This is a genomic window from Pseudotabrizicola sp. (assembly GCF_030656345.1).
Taxonomy (GTDB): domain Bacteria; phylum Pseudomonadota; class Alphaproteobacteria; order Rhodobacterales; family Rhodobacteraceae; genus Pseudotabrizicola.
Genome location: NZ_JAUSNR010000019.1, coordinates 345,973 through 365,362, shown reverse-complemented (window position 1 = coordinate 365,362; position 19,390 = coordinate 345,973). Strand labels below are relative to the sequence as shown.

General features: G+C 62.5%; 19 protein-coding genes and 2 pseudogenes. 3 read left to right on the top strand and 18 right to left on the bottom strand.

Annotation, left to right across the window (positions count from 1 at the left end; genetic code table 11):
- Positions 1-204: 204 nt before the first annotated feature.
- The 14 genes and pseudogenes from infB to Q7J44_RS12035 form a co-directional block, all read right to left on the bottom strand.
- A pseudogene (gene infB / locus Q7J44_RS12095) lies at positions 205-2,112 on the bottom strand (translation initiation factor IF-2); the annotation flags it as partial.
- A gap of 125 nt (positions 2,113-2,237) precedes the next feature.
- Positions 2,238-2,796 (bottom strand): annotated as a pseudogene (locus tag Q7J44_RS23315) (translation initiation factor IF-2 associated domain-containing protein); the annotation flags it as partial.
- Positions 2,793-3,437 (bottom strand): RNA-binding protein, encoded by a 645-nt coding sequence (locus Q7J44_RS12090; RefSeq protein ID WP_304880193.1) that lies wholly within the window; start codon positions 3,435-3,437, stop codon positions 2,793-2,795. The pseudogene Q7J44_RS23315 and the gene Q7J44_RS12090, both read right to left, overlap by 4 nt.
- A 23-nt stretch (positions 3,438-3,460) precedes the next feature.
- A complete protein-coding gene (gene nusA, locus Q7J44_RS12085; RefSeq protein WP_304880191.1) occupies positions 3,461-5,071 on the bottom strand; it encodes a transcription termination factor NusA in 1,611 nt (536 codons plus the stop codon).
- A gap of 16 nt (positions 5,072-5,087) precedes the next feature.
- Positions 5,088-5,693 carry a ribosome maturation factor RimP gene (gene rimP / locus Q7J44_RS12080; RefSeq protein WP_304880189.1) on the bottom strand — a complete coding sequence of 202 codons (606 nt, stop codon included), beginning with the start codon at positions 5,691-5,693 and terminating at the stop codon, positions 5,088-5,090.
- Positions 5,694-5,932: 239 nt separating this feature from the next.
- Positions 5,933-6,289, bottom strand: a complete 357-nt coding sequence (locus tag Q7J44_RS12075) for a hypothetical protein (RefSeq protein ID WP_304880187.1) — start codon at positions 6,287-6,289, stop codon at positions 5,933-5,935.
- A gap of 78 nt (positions 6,290-6,367) precedes the next feature.
- The gene (locus Q7J44_RS12070; RefSeq protein WP_304880185.1) at positions 6,368-7,012 is read right to left on the bottom strand and encodes a YjbF family lipoprotein; all 645 of its coding nucleotides are present in this window, start codon (positions 7,010-7,012) and stop codon (positions 6,368-6,370) included.
- The gene (locus tag Q7J44_RS12065; protein WP_304880183.1) at positions 7,009-9,192 is read right to left on the bottom strand and encodes a YjbH domain-containing protein; all 2,184 of its coding nucleotides are present in this window, start codon (positions 9,190-9,192) and stop codon (positions 7,009-7,011) included. Before Q7J44_RS12065 ends, Q7J44_RS12070 begins: the two co-directional genes overlap by 4 nt.
- A 53-nt stretch (positions 9,193-9,245) precedes the next feature.
- Entirely contained in the window at positions 9,246-11,153 is a 1,908-nt protein-coding gene (locus tag Q7J44_RS12060; RefSeq protein WP_304880181.1) for a nucleoside-diphosphate sugar epimerase/dehydratase, read from the bottom strand.
- Between the two features lie 141 nt (positions 11,154-11,294).
- A complete protein-coding gene (locus Q7J44_RS12055) occupies positions 11,295-11,948 on the bottom strand; it encodes a sugar transferase (RefSeq protein WP_304880179.1) in 654 nt (217 codons plus the stop codon).
- 30 nt (positions 11,949-11,978) lie between these two features.
- Complete coding sequence (locus Q7J44_RS12050) at positions 11,979-12,428, bottom strand: MarR family winged helix-turn-helix transcriptional regulator (protein ID WP_304880177.1); 450 nt, start codon at positions 12,426-12,428, stop codon at positions 11,979-11,981.
- Complete coding sequence (locus tag Q7J44_RS12045; protein WP_304880176.1) at positions 12,425-13,255, bottom strand: carbon-nitrogen hydrolase family protein; 831 nt, start codon at positions 13,253-13,255, stop codon at positions 12,425-12,427. The genes Q7J44_RS12050 and Q7J44_RS12045 overlap by 4 nt, the downstream gene beginning before the upstream one ends.
- Complete coding sequence (gene grxC, locus Q7J44_RS12040; protein ID WP_304880174.1) at positions 13,255-13,512, bottom strand: glutaredoxin 3; 258 nt, start codon at positions 13,510-13,512, stop codon at positions 13,255-13,257. The genes Q7J44_RS12045 and grxC overlap by 1 nt, the downstream gene beginning before the upstream one ends.
- 43 nt (positions 13,513-13,555) lie before the next feature.
- Complete coding sequence (locus Q7J44_RS12035; protein ID WP_304880173.1) at positions 13,556-14,281, bottom strand: double zinc ribbon domain-containing protein; 726 nt, start codon at positions 14,279-14,281, stop codon at positions 13,556-13,558.
- A gap of 24 nt (positions 14,282-14,305) precedes the next feature.
- Here Q7J44_RS12035 and Q7J44_RS12030 point away from each other — a divergent pair, with 24 nt between their 5' ends.
- Together Q7J44_RS12030 and hemH are read left to right on the top strand one after the other, a co-directional pair.
- Positions 14,306-15,124, top strand: coding sequence for an SAM-dependent methyltransferase (locus Q7J44_RS12030; RefSeq protein ID WP_304880171.1), 819 nt, complete (start codon positions 14,306-14,308; stop codon positions 15,122-15,124).
- A gap of 58 nt (positions 15,125-15,182) precedes the next feature.
- Positions 15,183-16,283, top strand: coding sequence for a ferrochelatase (gene hemH, locus Q7J44_RS12025; RefSeq protein ID WP_304880169.1), 1,101 nt, complete (start codon positions 15,183-15,185; stop codon positions 16,281-16,283).
- A gap of 100 nt (positions 16,284-16,383) precedes the next feature.
- Here the strand turns inward: hemH and Q7J44_RS12020 are convergent, their stop codons facing one another.
- Together Q7J44_RS12020 and Q7J44_RS12015 are read right to left on the bottom strand one after the other, a co-directional pair.
- A complete protein-coding gene (locus tag Q7J44_RS12020) occupies positions 16,384-16,563 on the bottom strand; it encodes a hypothetical protein (RefSeq protein WP_304880167.1) in 180 nt (59 codons plus the stop codon).
- Positions 16,564-16,710: 147 nt separating this feature from the next.
- Complete coding sequence (locus Q7J44_RS12015) at positions 16,711-17,316, bottom strand: L,D-transpeptidase (protein ID WP_304880166.1); 606 nt, start codon at positions 17,314-17,316, stop codon at positions 16,711-16,713.
- Positions 17,317-17,492: 176 nt separating this feature from the next.
- Here Q7J44_RS12015 and Q7J44_RS12010 point away from each other — a divergent pair, with 176 nt between their 5' ends.
- Positions 17,493-18,008, top strand: a complete 516-nt coding sequence (locus Q7J44_RS12010) for a CAP domain-containing protein (protein WP_304880164.1) — start codon at positions 17,493-17,495, stop codon at positions 18,006-18,008.
- A 16-nt stretch (positions 18,009-18,024) separates the two neighbouring features.
- Here the strand turns inward: Q7J44_RS12010 and Q7J44_RS12005 are convergent, their stop codons facing one another.
- The gene (locus Q7J44_RS12005; RefSeq protein WP_304880380.1) at positions 18,025-18,519 is read right to left on the bottom strand and encodes a murein L,D-transpeptidase family protein; all 495 of its coding nucleotides are present in this window, start codon (positions 18,517-18,519) and stop codon (positions 18,025-18,027) included.
- Between the two features lie 70 nt (positions 18,520-18,589).
- Positions 18,590-19,381 carry an ion transporter gene (locus Q7J44_RS12000; RefSeq protein ID WP_304880162.1) on the bottom strand — a complete coding sequence of 264 codons (792 nt, stop codon included), beginning with the start codon at positions 19,379-19,381 and terminating at the stop codon, positions 18,590-18,592.
- Positions 19,382-19,390: the final 9 nt, after the last annotated feature.

Here is a 19,390-nt window from a genome sequence, read left to right as displayed (position 1 = left end):
AGCTATCGGAAGTTGTGTTTCTATCCAGGGACTGCTTGTCAGAACCCTGTCTGACGGAAAACTGGTGATCAAAGTCGACGAAAAGCTCTTTGTGGGCGCTCCTGTAGCAGCATCACGCGCGGCCTGAACAATACGTCGAACGCGAAAAAGCCGGGGTTTCCCCCGGCTTTTTTTTGTTTGTCCGATGAAACGCAGGCCGCTGGCTTATGCCAGCGAGCGCTGCACCTCTTCGCGCTCGAAAATCTCGATGACATCGCCGGGGCGGATATCTTCGTAACGTTCGAACGCCATGCCACATTCCTGACCCGAGATCACTTCCTTCACTTCGTCCTTGAAGCGCTTCAGTGTCTTCAGCGTGCCCTCGTGGATCACAACAGAGTCGCGCAGCAGGCGAACGCCTGCCGAACGGCGCGCCACACCTTCGGTCACCAGACAGCCAGCCACCTGGCCAATGCCCGTAACCTTGAACACCTCTTTGATCTGCGCATAACCGATAAAGGTTTCGCGCACTTCGGCCTTCAGCAGGCCAGAGGCGGCGGCTTTGATGTCGTCAACCAGATCATAGATGATCGAGTAATACCGAATCTCGACGCCCTTCTGGTTCGCCGACTGTCGGGCCGAGGCATTGGCCCGCACGTTGAACCCGATGATCGGCGCGCCAGAGGCTTCGGCCAGACCCACATCGGTATCGGTGATCGCACCGACGCCGTAATGCAGGATACGCACGCGCACTTCGTCGTTGCCGATCTTTTCCAGCGCCTGCACGATGGCTTCGGCAGAGCCTTGCACATCGGCCTTCACCAGCACCGGCAGTTCGGCGACCGACTGGTCGGCCTTGGCCTTCGCCATCAGCTGCTCCAGCGTGGTTGCGGCACCGGCTGCTGCGCGTTTGTCTTTGGCGGCTTTCTCGCGGTAATCCGCGATTTCACGCGCCTGCGCTTCGGTTTCCACCACGTTCAGCGTGTCGCCAGCTGATGGCGTGCCAGACAGGCCCAGCACTTCGACCGGAACCGAAGGACCGGCTTCCAGCACGGTTTCGCCCTGATCGTTGATCAGCGCGCGTACCTTGCCCCACTGTTCACCGACGACAAAGATATCGCCTTTGCGCAGGGTGCCGTTCTGCACCAGAACCGTCGCGACCGGGCCGCGGCCCACATCCAGCTTGGCTTCGATCACCGCGCCAGAGGCTGCCCGCTTTGGGTTCGCCTTCAGCTCAAGGATTTCGGCCTGCAGCGCAATGGCTTCCAGCAGAGTGTCGATGCCCATGCCGGTCTTGGCAGACAGCTCGACATCCTGCACATCACCCGACATCGCCTCGACGACGATTTCGTGCTGCAGAAGATCGGTCCGCACCTTGGTCGCATCCGCGCCGTGCTTGTCCATCTTGTTGATGGCCACAATCAGCGGCACTTTGGCAGCCTTGGCGTGGTGGATCGCCTCAATCGTCTGCGGCATCACGGCATCATCAGCCGCAACCACCAGAATGACGATATCGGTCACACTCGCGCCACGGGCACGCATGCTGGTAAAGGCAGCGTGGCCGGGGGTGTCAAGGAATGACACCAGCGCGCCGCTTGGCGTTTTGACCTGATAGGCCCCGATGTGCTGGGTGATGCCACCGGCTTCGCCCGACACCACATTCGCCTTGCGGATCGCATCCAGAAGCGAGGTTTTGCCGTGGTCAACGTGACCCATGATCGTCACGATCGGTGGGCGCGATTGCAGGTCTTCGTCACGATCCTTGACCGAGTCGATCACCTGTTCCACGTCGGAATCAGACACGCGCACCGCTTTGTGGCCGAATTCCTCGATCACCAGTTCCGCCGTATCAGCGTCGATCGCCTGGTTCATGGTGACCATCATACCCATTTTCATGAGCGATTTCACCACATCTGCCGCGCGTTCGGCCATACGGTTGGCCAGTTCCGAAATAACAATCGTTTCCGGCAGCTGCACGTCGCGCACCTGCTTTTCGGGCTTGGTGCCAAAGCCCATCGCCTTCTGACGGGCCTTTTCCTGCTTGCGCTTCATCGCAGCAAGGCTGCGGGTGCGGCCGCCTTCGCCGTTCAGCGCCGCCGACAGGGTCAGCTTGCCGCCGCGACGGGCGTCTTCACCCTTGGCCTTGCTGCGTTCGCGCTCTTCACGCTCCCGGTCGGTCTTGCGCTGTGGAGCAGGCGCAAGCGGGGCCTTGGCGGCAACGCCGCGCGGCCCGGTGGCATCCTGATTGCGGTTGGTCGGCGCATCGGCGGGTGCCGGCGTGGCCGGGCCCGGACTCACTTCTGCAGGCTTGTCGGTCGAGCGTGACCGCGTTCCCAGAACATCGGCCTTGCGCTGTGCGGCGGCCGAGACTCGGGCCTCCGACTCGGCACGCGCCGCGCGCTCTTCCTCTTCGGCCTTCTGGCGCAACGCCTCAAGCCGTTCACGCTCTTCGCGCTCTTTCGTTTCAATCTCTTCGCGGCGACGCTGGCGATCTTCCTCGCGCTGACGCTCTTCTTCGGCGCGACGTTCGTTATCTGCCGTCTCGCGTGCCTTGGCGGCGCGCAAAGCGGTCAGACGACGCTCCATCTCGGCGTCGGAAATGCCCGCAGGCCGCTTGGCCGGGTCCCCCAGATTGGGCGACCCTGTGCCCGTGCCAGTCGCTCCGGCTGCGCCCGGCTTTGTGGGAACGACCACGCGCTTGCGCTTCGTTTCAACCACAACGCTTTTCGTCCGGCCGTGGCTGAAGCTTTGCTTCACCTGACCGGAACGAGGTGCGCCACCCAAACCCAGAGGTTTTTTGCCGTCTGTATCGCTCATGCGTCCTTCGTATCCTTCCCGGCGATCTCGTCGCCGACCTGCTTGCCGTCTGCCCTACGCAATCCGACAAGCCTTGCCGCTTCCTCTACAACACGGTTGTTGAGTCCACCAGCCGCAAGCGCGGCGTGTATCGCACGTTCGCGACTGAATGCCAAACCCATTTCCCCTGCTGTCAGGCAGGAAATCAGGGAATCTGGCCCATTTGGCGGGCGAAGCTTTTCTTTGCCGCGTTCAGAACCGTCACTGGCCTGAATCAGCGTTCTTGCCTGACCCTTGATCAGCCAGTCTTTAACCTTTTCGTAGCCGCAGACCGCGTCGCCGGCTTTGCGCCCAAGGGATATAAGGTCGATGACCCGTTGCACCAAGAGCCGTTCCACCAGTTCGGGAAGATCTGCCGCGACTTTCACCGGCTGCCGCGCCGCGCGCGAGAACAGGTTCTTCTTTACCGCCTTGGCCAAAGCCTCGCGGTCCGCCGCAACATAGATGCCACGCCCGGGCAGCCGCGCCAGAATATCTGGCACGATCATATCCTCTGGCCCCAGCACAAAGCGGATCAACCCCGCTTTTGGCTGGCTTTCCCCGGAAACGATGCACTTGCGTTCCGGATCGTCAGGCGTTGTCTTTTGGCCGCCACGCGTCATGCGCGTTGCTCCGAGGCCTGAGGTCAGGCCCCGGCCTCCGTGGCTTCGGCATCTTCTTCTGTCGCCGGTTCCATTTCGGTCGGGTCCACCCAACCCAGCATGACGCGTGCCGTCATCACCAGGGTCTGGGCTTCTTCCAGGCTCACGTCAAATGTCTCCAGTATGCCATCGTCTTTCTTGCGCTGTCCGTTTTCGGTGGTCCAGCCGCCGGCCAGTTCCCAGTCGGCGCAGGTTGCAAAATCTTCCAGCGTCTTGATGCCGTCTTTGGCGAGCGCCTCCAGCATCTGCGGGGTCAGACCTTCAAAGTTGATCAGGCTTTCTTCCATGCCCATGCTGCGGGCGGTTTCAAGCGCCTTGCGGGCCTGTTCTTCCAGGTTGTCGCGGGCGCGCGCCTGCAACTCTGCCGCCGTGCCTTCGTCAAACCCGTCGATCGACAGCAGCTCGTCCACTTCGACGTAAGCCACTTCTTCCAGATTGGTGAAGCCTTCGGCAACCAGCAGCTGCGCCATCATCTCGTCCACATCCAGCGCGTCCATGAACAGCTTGGTGCGTTCCGCGAATTCAGCCTGACGGCGGGCCGATTCTTCAGCTTCGGTCATGATGTCGATGTCCAGACCCGTCAGCTGGCTGGCCAGACGCACGTTCTGGCCGCGGCGACCGATGGCCAGCGACAGCTGCTCATCCGGCACCACAACTTCGATCTTGCCGATCTCTTCGTCGATCACAACTTTCGACACTTCGGCAGGTTGCAGCGCGTTCACAAGGAAGGTCGCCTGATCCTGATTCCATGGAATGATGTCGATCTTCTCGCCCTGCAGCTCGTTGACCACAGCCTGAACCCGGCTGCCGCGCATACCGACGCAGGCACCGACCGGATCAATCGAGTTGTCATAGGAAATCACGGCGATCTTGGCGCGCGAGCCCGGGTCACGGGCCACAGCCTTGATCTCGATGATGCCATCGTAGATTTCCGGCACTTCCATCTTGAACAGCTCGGCCATGAACTGCGGATCGGTGCGCGACAGGAAGATCTGCGGGCCACGCGGTTCGCGGCGCACATCCTTGATAAAGCAGCGGATACGGTCGCCGATGCGATAGGCTTCGCGGCCGATTTTCTCGTTGCGGCGCAGAATGCCTTCGCCGCGGCCCACGTCGACGATAACGTTGCCATACTCCTCGCGCTTGACCACACCGTTGATGATGGTGCCCTTGCGGTCGCGGAATTCTTCGTACTGACGGTCACGCTCGGCTTCACGCACGCGCTGCAACAGCACCTGCTTGCCCGATTGCGCGGCGATCCGGCCCAGATCAACCGGGGGAACTTCGTCGATCACCTCGTCGCCGATCTGCGGGTCGGCCAGGTAGTTCTTGGCCTGCTTCACGGTCAGCTGGGCGTGATGATTCTCGATCAGATCATCTTCCATCACTGTCCGCACGCGGGCAAAGGTGGCGCGGCCGGTCTTGCGGTCGATGTTGACGCGGATATCAAGCTCGGACCCGTAGCGCGACTTGGCGGCCCGGGCGAGCGTTTCTTCCATCGCCTGGATCACCAGATCCGGGTCGATCATCTTCTCACGCGCGACCGCTTCGGCGGTCTGAAGAAGTTCAAGCTGGTTGGCAGAGGTAATCGCCATCGGTCAACTCCCGGTCTTAGTGTTTTGTTTCTTCGGCGGGGTCTTCTTCCTCGCCTTCGGATTGGTCAATCTCGTCGAAGTCTGCTTCGTCGAACGTGCCGCTGGCCTTTTTCTGGCGCAGCATCTCGGCGATCAGGTCATCGGTCAGGATCAGCTTGGCATCGGACAACCAGTCGAACCGCAGCCCGATGGTGACCTCTTCGCCGTTCTCCTCAATCTGGATCAGGATTTCTTCATCCTCGACCCCGGCCAGCGCGCCCTTGAACCGGCGGCGGCCGTCGATCAGTTCGGTCGTCTCGATCCGGGCTTCCCAGCCCTTCCACATCTCGAAATCCTTCAGCCGCGTCAGCGGGCGGTCGATCCCGGGCGACGAGACTTCAAGCACGTAATTTTCTTCAACCGGATCTTCGACATCCAGAACCGCCGACACAGCGGTCGAGATCGTGGCGCAATCCTCGACGATGATGCCGCCATCCGGCCGGTCCGCCATGATCTGCAGAATGCGCGTCTTGCCACCCATCAGGCGCACGCGCACCAGCTCAAACCCCAACCCCTCAATCACGGGGGTGATGATACCGGCAAGGCGGCGGTCGATGGCGGTTTTGGCGATAAGGTCTGACATGACGGTGAGCTATGGGTTCCAAAAACAAAAAACGGGCCAAGCGGCCCGCGAACTTTATCCGGTAGCTTCGGGTGTGGACCCCAAAACCGCTGTTGAGATCTACGTAAACCCGAATCCCCGGTCTTGCAAGGGCCAAAGCCGGGAAAGCGCCGGTCGCCTGTCCGGGTTTGATCGGTATGAACCAAGGCCCGCCGAAGCGGGCCCTGATCCGTCAGGCCGGAATATCATTGAGCCGGAAATCAGTGGCTGCCCGAAGATGTGTTTGTTGTGGCTGACACAGCAATTCCTACAGCGACTGCCGCCGCAGCAGCGGCAGCGGCGGCAAGGCCACCAACAGCCGCCGCGGCGCCGGCACCCACGCCGGCAGCAGCGGCACCGGCACCGGCGGCACCGGCACCGGCAGCACCTGCGCCAGCCGCACCGGCCCCGCTACCACCCGCACCGGCACCAGCGCCCGCGGCCTGAGTCGACAGATGCAGGGTGTTGGTCCGAACCTTGATGATTGCATCCCCGTCACTGGCCATATCCGCCGCCGAAGCGAGGGTGGCCGAGGCGGCGATAGCCAGAGCGGCTGTGAATGCGATAAAACGCGACATCGTTACTCTCCACTTTGATTGATCTTGAACGTAGCATATTACAGGCCGGTGCATGTCAGAAGACATTTATCGTTAAAATCACCAGCGAACGTCTTCAATGGTCAGGTAGCCGACATCGGGGCTGATCCATTGTCTTGATTTGCGCAATGTCTGATCGCCGGAGAACCAGAAATCATTCACAAAACGCATCCCGCCCCCCGCGCAGGATTCGACGATATGCGTGGCCTCATAAGATATTTTCACAATTTCAATGACTTCCATGCCAACGTTGCGGAAACTGCAGGCATAACGGGTCTGCACCGCCTGATCCTCGCCGTTCAGCAGGGTATGAACCCTGCTGTGGGCTTCCCCGCCGCTGCGGGGGGAAACCTCCGGCACATCTGCCGCCATTAGATCCGCGCCAAAGCCGCGCGTGGCCACAATCACCCCGTTGCGGAACGACAGGGTGATATCATCCACCGAAGACCATGTCGCCACGTCGCGATTGGTCTGAATCTCAGCAATCAGCGCCTGTTGCTTGCGGTTGTCGATGGTGACCAGCATCACCGGGGTCACCACCTGCGCCAGCAGCGCCTGCGTGATCCGGGGCGGTGCCGGGGCCTTTGCAGTGCCAAGAACCGACCCCAGAGCCGTGCGGGCCATTCCGACAGTGGGCGACGGGTCCGATCCGCAGGACGCGGTGATCAGTACCGCCAAAAGGCAAGGACGCACGGCACGTTTCATTTCCAGAACCGCCCCCATTGTTCGGTCAGCCCGTCGGCGCGATAGCCCCGCACCGAGTCGTAAAGCCGTCCCTCCACCTCCAGCCGCCGGCCGCCGTCGCGCCCAAAGGGCCGCAGGATGACGGTCCGTTTCTTGGGAGTGGGCGTGCCCAGCAGAGCCGCCATCGGCACCTCAACCGTGATGCCCTTGTCAAACGACCCGCTGCCGAAGTCTTCGGCAGAAACGTTCGTCTTGGTCACAAAGGCCCCGACCTTCCAGCCATTGGCGAACTCGCGCCGGAGCGCCAGCGTGGCCCCCAGATCCCCTGCCAGATACCGGCCCACATCGACCTGAACATGGAAATCACTGTCGAATTTGTAATAGCCTGACAGGTGCCCGGTAAGAATGCGATAGCTGCCGCGCGCACCACAGGCCCCCGTGGTCAGATCCGGCGCGCAACCATCGGTTTCATACATCGCTGCAGGAAGGGAAAAGCCGAAGCGCTGGTCCGGCGACCGTTGGGCCACATAATTGACCTCTGCCCCGATGGCCCAGCGACGGTTTGTCGGCAACCACAACAGCTCGGTCGAGACACCGCCAAACATCTGTTCCAGATAGCCAAACGAAACCCGGCCATAAAGTTCCGGCGACAGTTTGCGATACGCGGTCAGCGCCAGGGATGTCAGCGCCGGATCGCCATCGCGGTCGTAAAAGTAATTTGCCGACCGCACCGGGTGCAGCCGCCCCCGCGTGGGCAGCGGCGGGCGGTCATCCAGAGTGCTGAGCAGGTATTTCGACACCGCCCCATTCAGCACCAGCCCCGGCGCAAGTTCATACCGTCCGGCCAGTTCCAGCCCCACGCCGATCTTGAACGGCGCTGTCTGATCAAACACCCGCGTCCGCGACGTCGGGCCCAGAGACCATGACAGTTTCGGATAGGCGGCCGGGTCACGGTATCCGCCGGGCAGCACCGCCGGGGCGGGCAGTATCTGCGCGCGCGCAAGGATTTTGGCACCGGCCTCGACATCGAACTCCAGCGCTTCGATATCCGCACGGCGCAGAACCACCTGCGACACCGGCATGCCATCGACCCTCGGGACAATCACGAAAGTGTCTACCGACGCCGGGGCCACCTTTGTCAGCGCCCGCGCCGTGCGCCCCACCGCCTGTGCCTCTGCATCCACGCTGATATTGCGGATGCTCACATGCGCCGTCGACCCGTCGAACCGGACCGATTCGACCTGAACGCCATCTTTGGCAAGCCGCCGCGCCAGACGCGCGCGCAGCGCGTCCAGCGTGCCCGGCTGGTCAAGCCAAGCGGTCGACCACGCCTCCGGGTCTGCCTGTCGCGACGGGCGCGGCTGTACAGCGTCAGGTGCCGAGTTGGCAATTCCGCCGCCGGGCCGCTGCTTCGGGTTCAGGCTGAAATGCGCGGCAAGACCGATTTCGCTGCCATGCATGACATAGGCCCCCAGCCGCACAGAGCCATTGCGCTGATACTCAATCCCGAAGTTGAACGGGCTGCTGCGGTCAAACGTGCCGCGCCGCGCCGCCTCTTCGTGGTAGACATCCGATGAGTATTCGGCCTTTGCCGTCCATTGATCGGTGATCTGCCATTGCAACCCGGCAAACGGGGCGGCAGGGCCACGGAACCATTGGCCGAAATTGAAATTGCCGCCCTTTCCCACCTCAAGCGGGGGACGGTCGCCAAACGGGCTGCCGATGGAGTGATAGCTGCCCAGACGCCCCCAGCCCAGTCCGGCCGACACCGCCACCTTTGGCGTGACATGCTTGGTCGCCACCAGATATTCCCCGGCTATTACACCTGTACCGACAAAATCCTGCAGACCTATCGCAAGGGCGGGCCTGTAGCGACCTTCGTCGACAATCTGGTAGCGCAGGTCGAAAGAGCGGTCGTAATAGGTCTCAAACTGATTGACCCCTGCACAGCACAGCACCTTGTTCCAGTCGCGGATTCCCAGAAAGCGGAAGCTTCCCGACAGGCGCGGCGTGATCTGAAAGCTGAGGGTGGTGCGGCTGACCGGGCCGAAATGCGCTGTGGAAGCCGACAGGGTGCCATCGGGTTGCACTGCAGCCGACGGCATGTCGATCAGCCCGGTCGCGCCGTACAGGTTCAGGCTCGGCCTGGTCTCTGCCTGCGCTGGCACCAGCCAGAGCAGGGCCATCACAACACCGGCCATGACTGCCAGAGCTTTCGCCCCTGCCCCCCGCAGATGGAGCCGCCCGCTTTGCATCATGACAACCCGACCTTGCTGCGCTTTGGTCGCGCCACAAACCGGCCCGGCGCCGGAGGAACCGGCTTTTGGCGGATGACCGTGGCATCAAAGCGGCCGAAGCCTTCGACATAGCTTTCCATCACTCTGCGGGCAGAGGTGGCGCTGCCAAGTGCCACCGCACCGCGCAGATCGCGCAGGGCGGTGGCCATTTCCATGCCGGTCAGCCCGCGTTCCTGCACCCGCAGGATCTTTTCATGCGGCGTGGTCAGCATTCCGGGCTGGATCAACAGCTCTTCATGCAGCTTTTCCCCCGGGCGCAAGCCGATGATCCGCACCTCGATATCGCCGCTCGGGTTTTCCGGGGATCTGACTGTATAGCCTGCCGCCCTGATCATCCGCTCGGCCAGATCCCGGATGCGGATCGGCTGGCCCATGTCGAGCACGAAAAGGTCGCCCTCGTGCATCCCGCGCGACGCCGACAGCCCGCCCGCAATCAGCACAAGGCTGGCGGCTTCGCAGATGGTCATGAAGTAGCGGGTCACATCTTCATGGGTCAGGGTCACCGGCCCACCCTTGCGGATCTGGTCGCGGAACAGCGGCACCACCGAACCCGAGCTGCCCAGAACATTGCCGAAGCGCACGATGGAAAAATCGGTGCTGGTCGACCGCCGCGCCATATCCTGCACCACGAATTCGGCCATGCGCTTGGAAGCACCCATGACATTGGTCGGGCGCACCGCCTTGTCCGTCGAGATCAGGATGAAGCGCTTCACCCCCCCTTCCAGTGCCGCCTCTGCCAGGGTGCGGGTGCCCAGCACGTTGTTGACGATGCCGGCAATCGGGTTGGATTCGACCAGCGGCACATGCTTGTAGGCCGCCGCATGCAGGATCACATCCACTTTGTGATCGGCCAGCACAGCGCGGACCTGACGCCACTCGGTCACGGTGCCCAGCACCGGCACACAGATGATCCCGGCGGCACCCGCAACTTCGGCCAGCTCCCGCTCTATCTGGTACAGCGCGATTTCACTGACATCGAACAGCACGATCCGCGCCGGGCGATAGCGGATCAGCTGGCGGCACAGTTCAGACCCGACCGAGCCCCCGGCACCCGTCACCAGAATGGTCTTGCCGCCATAGGCATCATTCGCCTCTGGTCGCAGGTCATTCACCGGATCGCGGCCCAGAAACACCCCCGGTGAGACCGGGGCGAGCGCATCCAGAATAACCTCGGTGCCCACCAGCTGGGCAAAGGATGGCAAAGCGTGCACATCCAGCCCCCGTGACACCAGATCGCGCACAATGGCCACCTGCCGCGCCATCGCCACCGAAGGCATCGCCAGCAGCACGCGTTCCACATCATAGCGGGCGACGAGCCGCTCCAGCTGGGTGGCGGGATGAACCTTGATGCCCAGCAGGGTCATGCCCTGCACCTGTTTGCTGTCATCGACAAAGGCCACCACATGAATGTTTTCATGCGACCGCAGCGCCGAGGCCAGCATCGTGCCCGTGCTGCCCGCGCCATAGATCACCACGTTGCGCCGGACCTGCCCCTGCCGCAGCACCGACAGGAACAGGCTGAGCAGCGCAAAGCGCGTGACCACCATCGCCAGTGTAAAAATTAACAAAAACAGTGGTATAACCGCAACAGGCAGGTCAAATCCTGCGATGCTTTCGGCCAGCCACAGCCCGGCCCCGGCACACAGGGCCAGCAGGCCCGTCCTGATGGCACCCGCAGCCTCATACGCCTTGAGCTTGATCCGCGGAATGCCCAGCAGCGGCGAGCCCACTGCGGCAAAGGCGGTCACCGCCACAAGGCCGGGCCACCCCTCAGCCACCATACTGACAGGGGCCGTTGCCGGATGCAGAAACCAATAGCTTGCCAGAAGCGACAGCGGGGCCAGCAGAACATCAATTGAAAACAAGATGGTTTGCTTCTGAAGCCTGGTCAGGCGTCCGACGAACCACAGGAAAAACCCAGATGCCGCAGTGCTCAAATGTACTTACCCCGGAACCAACTAAGTGTCGCAACAAGCGGCATGGAGTCAGCTATAGGGAGTCGATGGTTAACGGCGGGTTAAGAGGCTTGGACCAACCTTTACACTTTTTGCGGCACGGCGCGGCCTGCGCCGCACGGTCCGCACCATCAGCACAAGATCCATGCAAAGGGTCCGGCGTTTGCTGTAGATCTCGTCCAGATGCGCCTTGCGCGGAATGCACCGGCGGACATAGGCCGCATCAGTCTGCTCCGCCGTCTGACAGGCGCTTAGAATCCGCTCTTCGTGTTTGTGAAAGGTCAGCGTGGCAAGCCCGGTGATGCCGGGGCGCGACTGCAGAACGCGGGCATAAATCTGCGGATAGCGTTCGACATAGCTGCGCAGCGGCGGCCTTGGGCCGACAAAGCTCATGTCGCCTTTCAGCACGTTCCACAGCTGGGGAATCTCATCGGCGCGGTGCCTGCGCAACCATCTGCCCATCGGGGTCACGCGCGCGGCCTTGTCGCCGCCCGACACGCCGGCATCTGCCGCCACCGCGCACATCGTGCGCAGCTTCCACAGCTGAAACGGCCGCCCCGGCGCGCGCATCCGTTCCGAGACGTAAAACACCGGCCGCCCTTCGCGCAGCAGCAAAAAGATCAGCAGGATGCCAAACGGCACAATCAGCAGCGCGCCCAAAAACAGCGCCGCAACGATATCGAACAGCCGCTTTCCCGGCGTCATGCACCGCCCTTTTCGTTCAGCCGCGACACCTCAGCCCTCATCCTCCAGCCGGGTCCGCATTTCACGCAGCACCGGCAGCAGCGCGCGCACCCGTTCTGCCCCAAGCTGCTGCACCACCTCGGCGATCAGCGGGGCCACCGATTGCACTGCGGCATCGCGCGCCGCCCGGCCCGAGGGGCTGATCGCCACGAACTTGCGCCGCGCGTCATCCCAGTCGGGGCGGATATGCACATGGCCCGCCCATTCCAGCTTTGCCAGCGTATTGGTCATCGCGCCGCGCGTCACATGAAACGAACGGGCCAGCTGGGCCGGGGTGCGTTCTTCGTTCAGCCGGGACAAATGGTTCAGCACCCCGAAATGCGACAGCTCCATCCCCTTTGGCAGCACCTTGGAAATGCGGTTGCGCGCCAGCTGGTCGGCCATGAACAGCTCTCCGAACAGGGCGACGGCAATTTCTTCAACGCGCTCATTCTGGCTCATGGCCCGGCAAACCCACGGTCATGGGTCAGCGACGGCACCCGGCCACGGGCGGCCACTACCTGCGCCAGATCAAGATCGGCAAACACCACGCCCGGCGCGTCACCACCATCGGCCAGTACCTCGCCCCAGGGCGCGATCACCAGCGAATGCCCGTGCGTCCGACGCCCCTTGCCCGCGCGTTCCGGGTGAAACCCGGTCTGCGCCGGGGCCAGCACGAAGCACCCGGTTTCAATCGCGCGGGCCCGCAGCAGCACCTCCCAATGCGCGGCCCCGGTGATGTGGTTGAACGCGGCGGGCACGGTGATGATCTGCGCCCCGGCCTGTGCAAGCGCCCGGTACAGATAGGGAAAGCGCACGTCATAGCACACGGTCATGCCGACCCGGCCAAAGGGCATGTCGGCAAGCACGGCGCGGTCTCCGGGCCGGTAGCCTGCCGATTCGCGATAAGACTCGGTCTCCGACACGGTCACATCAAACATGTGGATCTTGTCATACCGCGCCATCACTGCGCCATCCGGCCCGATCAGGAACGAGCGGTTGGCAAAGCGGCCATCCGGATCATGGGTCTTCAGCCCCAGCGACCCGATCAGCAGCCAGATCCCCAGTACCTTCGCCTCAGCCCGCAGGGCGGCAAGCGTCGGGTCATCGCCTTCATGGTGGAACACCGCTTGCTGATGATCGCGGCTGGAGGACAGCGCATTGGTGCATTCCGGTGTCAGCACAAACCCGGCTCCGCCCGCCGCCGCCTGACGCAGCAACGTCAGGGTCTCGGCCAGGTTTGCCGCCGGGTCATCGCTGACCGTCAGTTGCACCAGCCCGACGCGCATCAGTCGGCCAGCATCGGGTCAAGCCCGCCGCGATGGTCCAGCGCGTGCAGGTCATCCGACCCGCCCACATGCTGCCCGCCAATGAAAATCTGCGGCACAGTGCGCGACCCACCAGCCCGCGCGGTCATCGCCTGACGCAAGGCAGGGTCGCGGCTGACATCGGTTTCAGAATAGGCGACGCCCTTTTTGTCCAGCAGCCGCTTGGCCGCGATGCAATAGGGGCAACTGGGTGTGGTATAGATTTCAACGGTTTTCATCTCGGGTCCTGCAAACAAAGGCGTTGCGCCGGACTATACGGATTTACCCCTCTTTCGCAACGCGACACAGCACCAGAACGCAGATCCCGGCGGCCCCCACCGCAAGGCAAGCCTCTGCCGCCGCCGCCAGGGTGGCACCCGATGTCATCACATCATCGACCAGCAGCACCTGCCGCCCCTCAACCCGCGCGCGGCGGCGGGGGTGTACCCGGATACTGTCGGCCAGATTGGCAAAGCGCCCGTCACGGCCCCTGCCCTCCTGGCTCTGGGTGTTGCGTTGGCGTTGCAGCAGATCGGGGCAGTGGTCCAGCGCCGACAGCCGCGCCAGCTGGGTCGACAGCAGCGCCGACTGGTTGTAGCGCCGCCGGAGCAGCCGCAGCCAGTGCAGCGGCACCGGGGCGATCAGCATATCCGGCTGCAGAATCGGCTGCGCCGCCCGCATCAGCCAGCCGCCCGCAGGCCGGGCCAGTTCCTGCCGGTCGGCATGTTTCAGCTGCAGCACCATGCCGCGTGCGCGGTCGCGGTACAGCAGTGCCGCCCGCCCGCGGGACCAGGGCCGTGCGATCGTCAGGCAATCGTCGCAGTGCACCGGATGGCCGGGGTCTTCCCCCGGCAGGGGCGTGCCGCACTGGTCACAGACCAGCCCGGCGATAAAGGGTGTTTCCCGCCAGCACCGGCCACACAGGCCAAAGTCGGTCGACACCATCGCGTCGCAGGCCACGCATTGCGGCGGATAGACCATGTGCAGCAGCGCTGCTTGCAATCCCATGCGCCTCCCCCCATCTTCCGCGCCATGCAGACGCCACCCATCCTGACAGACCGCCCCGCCCTGTTGCGCAACCGCGACCGGGCCACCGAGTTCTTTTTGCACGATGAGGCGTTTGCCGAAGTTCAGGAAAGACTGATCGAGGTTAACAGGACGTTTACGTCGCCCGCTGTTGTGACCGGCTTTCCGAAGCTCTGGTCCGGTATCGGCACGCCTTTCCCCGATGATGACCTGCTGTCGCTGCCCCCCGGCGCGCATGATCTGGTGATCCATGCCCTGTGCCTGCACTGGGCGAATGACCCGGTGGGCCAGCTGGTGCAATGCCGCCACGCCCTGCGCACCGACGGGCTGTTTCTGGCCCTGATGTTCGGCGGCCAGACCCTGTTTGAGCTGCGCGCCTGTCTGGCCGAGGCCGAGGCAGAGGTATCGGGCGGTCTGTCCCCTCGCGTCCTGCCGATGGGCGAAATCCGCGATCTGGGCGGCCTGCTGCAACGCGCGGGCTTCGCCCTGCCGGTCGCGGACAGCTTTACCAAAACCGTGCGCTACCGTGATGCCCTGCACCTGATGCGCGACCTGCGCCTGATGGGCGAAGGCAACGCGCTTTCCGCCCGCCTGCGCCGCCCGACGCGCCGCGCGGTGCTGCTGCGCGCGGCCGAGATCTATCAGGCGCAATATGCCGATAACGAAGGCCGCATCCCCGCCACGTTCGAGATCATCTGCCTCACCGGCTGGGCCCCCGCAGACAGCCAGCCAAAACCGCTGAAACCCGGCTCTGCTGCCCAAAGATTGGCCGATGTGCTGAATGCGGCGGAAATGCCGCTGCCACGCGGCCCGGCCAAAGGTTGACCCCGGCGCATAAGCCTATATGTCCCGCGTAACCTCTGATCAGCCAAGGACGACCATAATGCTCGATGCCAAGCACGGAGTGCACCATGCCCCGCAGGGGTCTGTCATCGCGCCCGGTCAGGGCCGCCTTGCCCATGCCCCCGCTGATCACCCGCCGGTGCGGCAGGCAAAGATCGGCGTGCTCGTCGCCAACCTCGGCACACCCGACAATTACGACTACTGGTCGATGCGCCGCTATCTGAATGAATTCCTGTCCGACAAACGTGTGGTCGATTATTCCAGCTGGCTCTGGCAGCCGCTGCTGCAACTGGTGATCCTGACCAAACGGCCGTTCAGCTCGGGTGCCAATTACAAGCTGATCTGGAACCACGACCGGAACGAAAGCCCGCTGCTGACCATCACCAAGGATCAGACCGCCAAGATCGCGCAAGGCATCGCCGCGCAGTATGGCGATGGTGTCATGGTCGATTTCTGCATGCGCTACGGCAACCCGTCGACGGCCTCAAAGGTGCGCGCGATGGTGGAGGCCGGGTGTGAGAAAATCCTGTTTTTCCCGCTGTATCCGCATTACGCCGGGGCCACATCGGCCACCGCCAATGACGAATTCTTCCGCGCCCTGATGAAGGAAAAGCGTCAGCCGTCGGTCCGCACCGTGCCGGAGTATTTCGACCATCCGCAATACATTGACGCCCTCGCCCAATCGGTCGAGCGGGTCTATGCGACCCTGCCAGCCAAGCCTGATGTTCTGGTCGCCAGCTATCACGGCATGCCCAAGCGCTATCTGATGGAGGGCGATCCCTACCATTGCCAATGCGCCAAAACCTCACGCCTGTTGCGCGAACGGCTGGGCTGGGACAAGGGCAGCATCGACACCACTTTCCAGTCGGTCTTTGGCCCCGAGGAATGGCTGAAGCCCTATACCGTGGAACATGTGGCCGAACTGGCCAAACAGGGCAAAAAGAACATCGCCGTGATGGCCCCGGCCTTTTCCGCCGATTGCATCGAAACGCTGGAAGAGATCAACGGCGAGATCCGCGAAGCGTTCGAGCATGCGGGCGGCGAGACCTTTACCTATATTCCCTGCCTGAACGACGATGACGCGCATATCACAGCGCTTCTGGCCGTCATTTCCGAGAACCTGGCGGGCTGGCTGCGGTAACGCGGCCAGCGGCGGGACATGCCCGCGAAACCTTTGCAGAAAACAGAAAAAAGGCGGTGAGAACTCTCACCGCCTTTTTCCTTAGAACGTGATCGTTAGATCAGTTCGAGACTGCTGCTGCAATGATGAGCAGGAGCAGCAACGGAACAACGATACCGCCAGCCGACGAAGACGTCTGAGCAGCGACAACGGTTGGCTCCATAACGGGTTCCATCATGCCGCCAGCGTGAGCGGTGGATGCAGCGACCGTAAGTGCGGCAGCAAGTGCAAGTTTCTTCATAATAACCTCCAGATATAGCATACCGCCGAATGTTGCAGAGGCGACGGCATGCACCCAAGACTGTACCTCGTATCGACTTCATAACCAGCTTGGCACAAGATTTGCAATCTGGCTTGTTGAAGCATCGCGTGTCTCACCGGCTTGTCGTCAAATTAGCAACACCTGAGTCCCAACTTTGCTCATCGAAAATAGTTCCGAGATATGCTCATTATAAAGTCCGACACATCCGTTCGACGACCGGCGGCCGATTTTGCGCGTGTCATGGGTGCCGTGGATGCGATAATAGGTCCACGACAGGTAAAGCGCGTGCGATCCCAGAGGGTTATCCGGTGCGCCGCCTTCGACCACATCCGGCCATTCCGGGTTGCGCTGTTTCATCGACGGGGTCGGTCGCCAGCTGGGGGCGACCACCTTTTGCACCACCTCGGTCCGGCCGCGGCGGGTCAGATCTTCGGACAGCGGCACTGACGTCGGGTACAGCCTGTAGGTGGCCTGATCTTCCGACCAGTAGTGCAGCGCCCGCGATGTCAGATCGACCAGAATCGCCCCGCCGCGGGTGTTGTCGAAATAGTCCTGCCACCGCAGCATCCGGAAGCTGGACACGTTGTTGCGCACGGAACCGCTTGTCACCGGGGCGACCATCTCGGTAGAGCCGTCCATCGCAAATGCCGGGGCCAGCCCGGCACCCAGACCGGCGGCTGCCGTTCCCAGGAAAACCCGGCGGTTCAGTTTGGTCTGATCTTCGACGCTCATCAGAGGTCTCCTGCCATTGACGTTTTGCCGGTTTCATACTCCCATCGGCCAAAACCCGCAAATCAAACCGCCGTTAACCGGCGGGGTCACGCAGAGTTGGGTTTGAAATGCGGGGCCGCATTCGGTAAAGAGCGCTGACGCAATGTGCCTGCGGGCCGCAACGATCGGAACTTCAGATGAACAGACGCATGGTGCTGACCCTTGGTGCAGTCGGGCTGCTTTCGGCATGTGTTCAGCAAACGGCTGCGGTACAGCTTGATGCCAGCGGGCAGCCGCTGCCGCAGGTCTACAAGATTGCCCCCGGCACCGAGAACGAAGTCTCGTTCCGCCTGCTCGATTCCGTCAACTCGCTGCGCCGCGCCCAGAATGCGGGGCCGCTGGCCTTCAACGCCGCGCTGAACGCCGCTGCTGCCACCCATGCGCGTGACATGTCGGTGCAGAACCGGCCATGGCATTTCGGATCGGACGGGTCATCGCCGCTGACCCGGGTGCAGCGCGTTGGCTATACCGGGGCACTGAAAGGCGAGCTGATTTCGGAAACGTTCGAGACGGAACTGGTCACACTGGCCGCCTGGATGCGGGAGCCCGAAACCCGCGCCGTCATTCTTGACGCCTCGGCGCGCGAGATCGGCTTTGCCTGGTATCAGGAACCAAGCGGCAAGATCTGGTGGTGTCTGGTCACCGGGGGCTGACCCCCGGGCCAACAGGTCAGGGCAGAATCAGGATCGGCGTGCCGTTTTTGACCATCGCATAGATCCGCTCCATCTCTTTGTCGGTCACCGCGATGCAGCCCGCCGTCCAGTCGCGGCGCGACACCTTTCGCTTTGGCCCGCCGTGGATAAAGATGTCACCGCCCGGCTTGTTGCCAAAGGCTTTCGCATATTCGCGGTCGGCCTGATTGGGATAGGAAATCCCGATCGACAGATGGAACTCCGAATTCGGATTGCGCCGGTCAATGATGTAGGTGCCTTCCGGCGTCCGGCCATCGCCTTCAAACTGCTTGTGTCCCTCGGGCGCAAACCCCAGCGCGATATCGTAGGATTTCAGCACGCGCTCATGGTGCAGCAGATACATCTTCCGCTCCGCCTTGTGCACTTGCACAGACGTGACCGCCGGGCCGTTATAGGTTTTGAACTTGCTGTTGCCACAGGCCGTCAGCCCAAACGCCAGCACCAGAACTGCCACAATCCGATAAAGCCACATCGACAACTGCCCCGCATTTTTTCAACCGGCATACTCAAATTCGTGCAGCCTGCCTAGCGGGGATCGGGCCTCAGCGTCTCACGGATGTGTCATCTTCCTTACTCAACCGCGCCTCGATCGCGGTCAGCCTTGCCAGCACCTCATCACGGTAGGCATCGGTTTTCAGATTGTCCTCGGCGGAATGGGCATCCTGCATCGAGTTCACGATCAGACCGACCAGCAGGTTCACCACGGCGAATGTGGTGACCATGATGAAGGGCACAAAGAACAGCCAGGCATAGGGAAACGCCTCCATCACCGGGCGGACGATTCCCATCGACCAGCTTTCCAGCGTCATGATCTGGAACAGCGTATAGGCCGAATTGCCCAGATCGCCGAACCAGTCCGGGAAGGCCCCGCCGAACAGCTTGGTCGCCATCACCGCGCCGATATAGAAGATGATCGCCATCAGCAGAAACACTGACCCCATGCCGGGAAGTGCGGTGATGAACCCTTCGACCACCCGGCGCAGACGCGGGGCCACAGAGATCACCCGCAGCACCCGCAGAATGCGCAGCGCGCGCAGCACCGACAGGCCCTGCGCCGCAGGCACCAGCGCCACGCCGACAATCACGAAATCGAACAGATTCCAGCCGCTGCGAAAGAACCTTGGCCCGTGCGCATAGATCTTGGCCGCAATCTCGGCGACAAAGATCGCAAGACAGATCGTGTCCAGAGCCAAAATCAAGGCACCCGCCCGCACCATAACCGTCGACGAGGTCTCTAACCCCAGAATCACCGCGTTGAACAGGATGACGCCGATGATGGCATTCCTGACCACCGGTCTGTCCAGCCACTCACCCACTGCTGCGCGCGTCATCATCTTCTCCCG

Bases quoted from the DNA above. Each gene is read 5' to 3' on its own strand.
- Q7J44_RS12090 (WP_304880193.1), bottom strand. From the start codon at position 3,437: ATGACGCGTGGCGGCCAAAAGACAACGCCTGACGATCCGGAACGCAAG.
- nusA (WP_304880191.1), bottom strand. From the start codon at position 5,071: ATGGCGATTACCTCTGCCAACCAGCTTGAACTTCTTCAGACCGCCGAA.
- rimP (WP_304880189.1), bottom strand. From the start codon at position 5,693: ATGTCAGACCTTATCGCCAAAACCGCCATCGACCGCCGCCTTGCCGGT.
- Q7J44_RS12075 (WP_304880187.1), bottom strand. From the start codon at position 6,289: ATGTCGCGTTTTATCGCATTCACAGCCGCTCTGGCTATCGCCGCCTCG.
- Q7J44_RS12070 (WP_304880185.1), bottom strand. From the start codon at position 7,012: ATGAAACGTGCCGTGCGTCCTTGCCTTTTGGCGGTACTGATCACCGCG.
- Q7J44_RS12065 (WP_304880183.1), bottom strand. From the start codon at position 9,192: ATGGCCGGTGTTGTGATGGCCCTGCTCTGGCTGGTGCCAGCGCAGGCA.
- Q7J44_RS12055 (WP_304880179.1), bottom strand. From the start codon at position 11,948: ATGACGCCGGGAAAGCGGCTGTTCGATATCGTTGCGGCGCTGTTTTTG.
- Q7J44_RS12050 (WP_304880177.1), bottom strand. From the start codon at position 12,428: ATGAGCCAGAATGAGCGCGTTGAAGAAATTGCCGTCGCCCTGTTCGGA.
- Q7J44_RS12045 (WP_304880176.1), bottom strand. From the start codon at position 13,255: ATGCGCGTCGGGCTGGTGCAACTGACGGTCAGCGATGACCCGGCGGCA.
- grxC (WP_304880174.1), bottom strand. From the start codon at position 13,512: ATGAAAACCGTTGAAATCTATACCACACCCAGTTGCCCCTATTGCATC.
- Q7J44_RS12035 (WP_304880173.1), bottom strand. From the start codon at position 14,281: ATGGGATTGCAAGCAGCGCTGCTGCACATGGTCTATCCGCCGCAATGC.
- Q7J44_RS12030 (WP_304880171.1), top strand. From the start codon at position 14,306: ATGCAGACGCCACCCATCCTGACAGACCGCCCCGCCCTGTTGCGCAAC.
- hemH (WP_304880169.1), top strand. From the start codon at position 15,183: ATGCTCGATGCCAAGCACGGAGTGCACCATGCCCCGCAGGGGTCTGTC.
- Q7J44_RS12020 (WP_304880167.1), bottom strand. From the start codon at position 16,563: ATGAAGAAACTTGCACTTGCTGCCGCACTTACGGTCGCTGCATCCACC.
- Q7J44_RS12015 (WP_304880166.1), bottom strand. From the start codon at position 17,316: ATGAGCGTCGAAGATCAGACCAAACTGAACCGCCGGGTTTTCCTGGGA.
- Q7J44_RS12010 (WP_304880164.1), top strand. From the start codon at position 17,493: ATGAACAGACGCATGGTGCTGACCCTTGGTGCAGTCGGGCTGCTTTCG.
- Q7J44_RS12005 (WP_304880380.1), bottom strand. From the start codon at position 18,519: ATGTGGCTTTATCGGATTGTGGCAGTTCTGGTGCTGGCGTTTGGGCTG.
- Q7J44_RS12000 (WP_304880162.1), bottom strand. From the start codon at position 19,381: ATGATGACGCGCGCAGCAGTGGGTGAGTGGCTGGACAGACCGGTGGTC.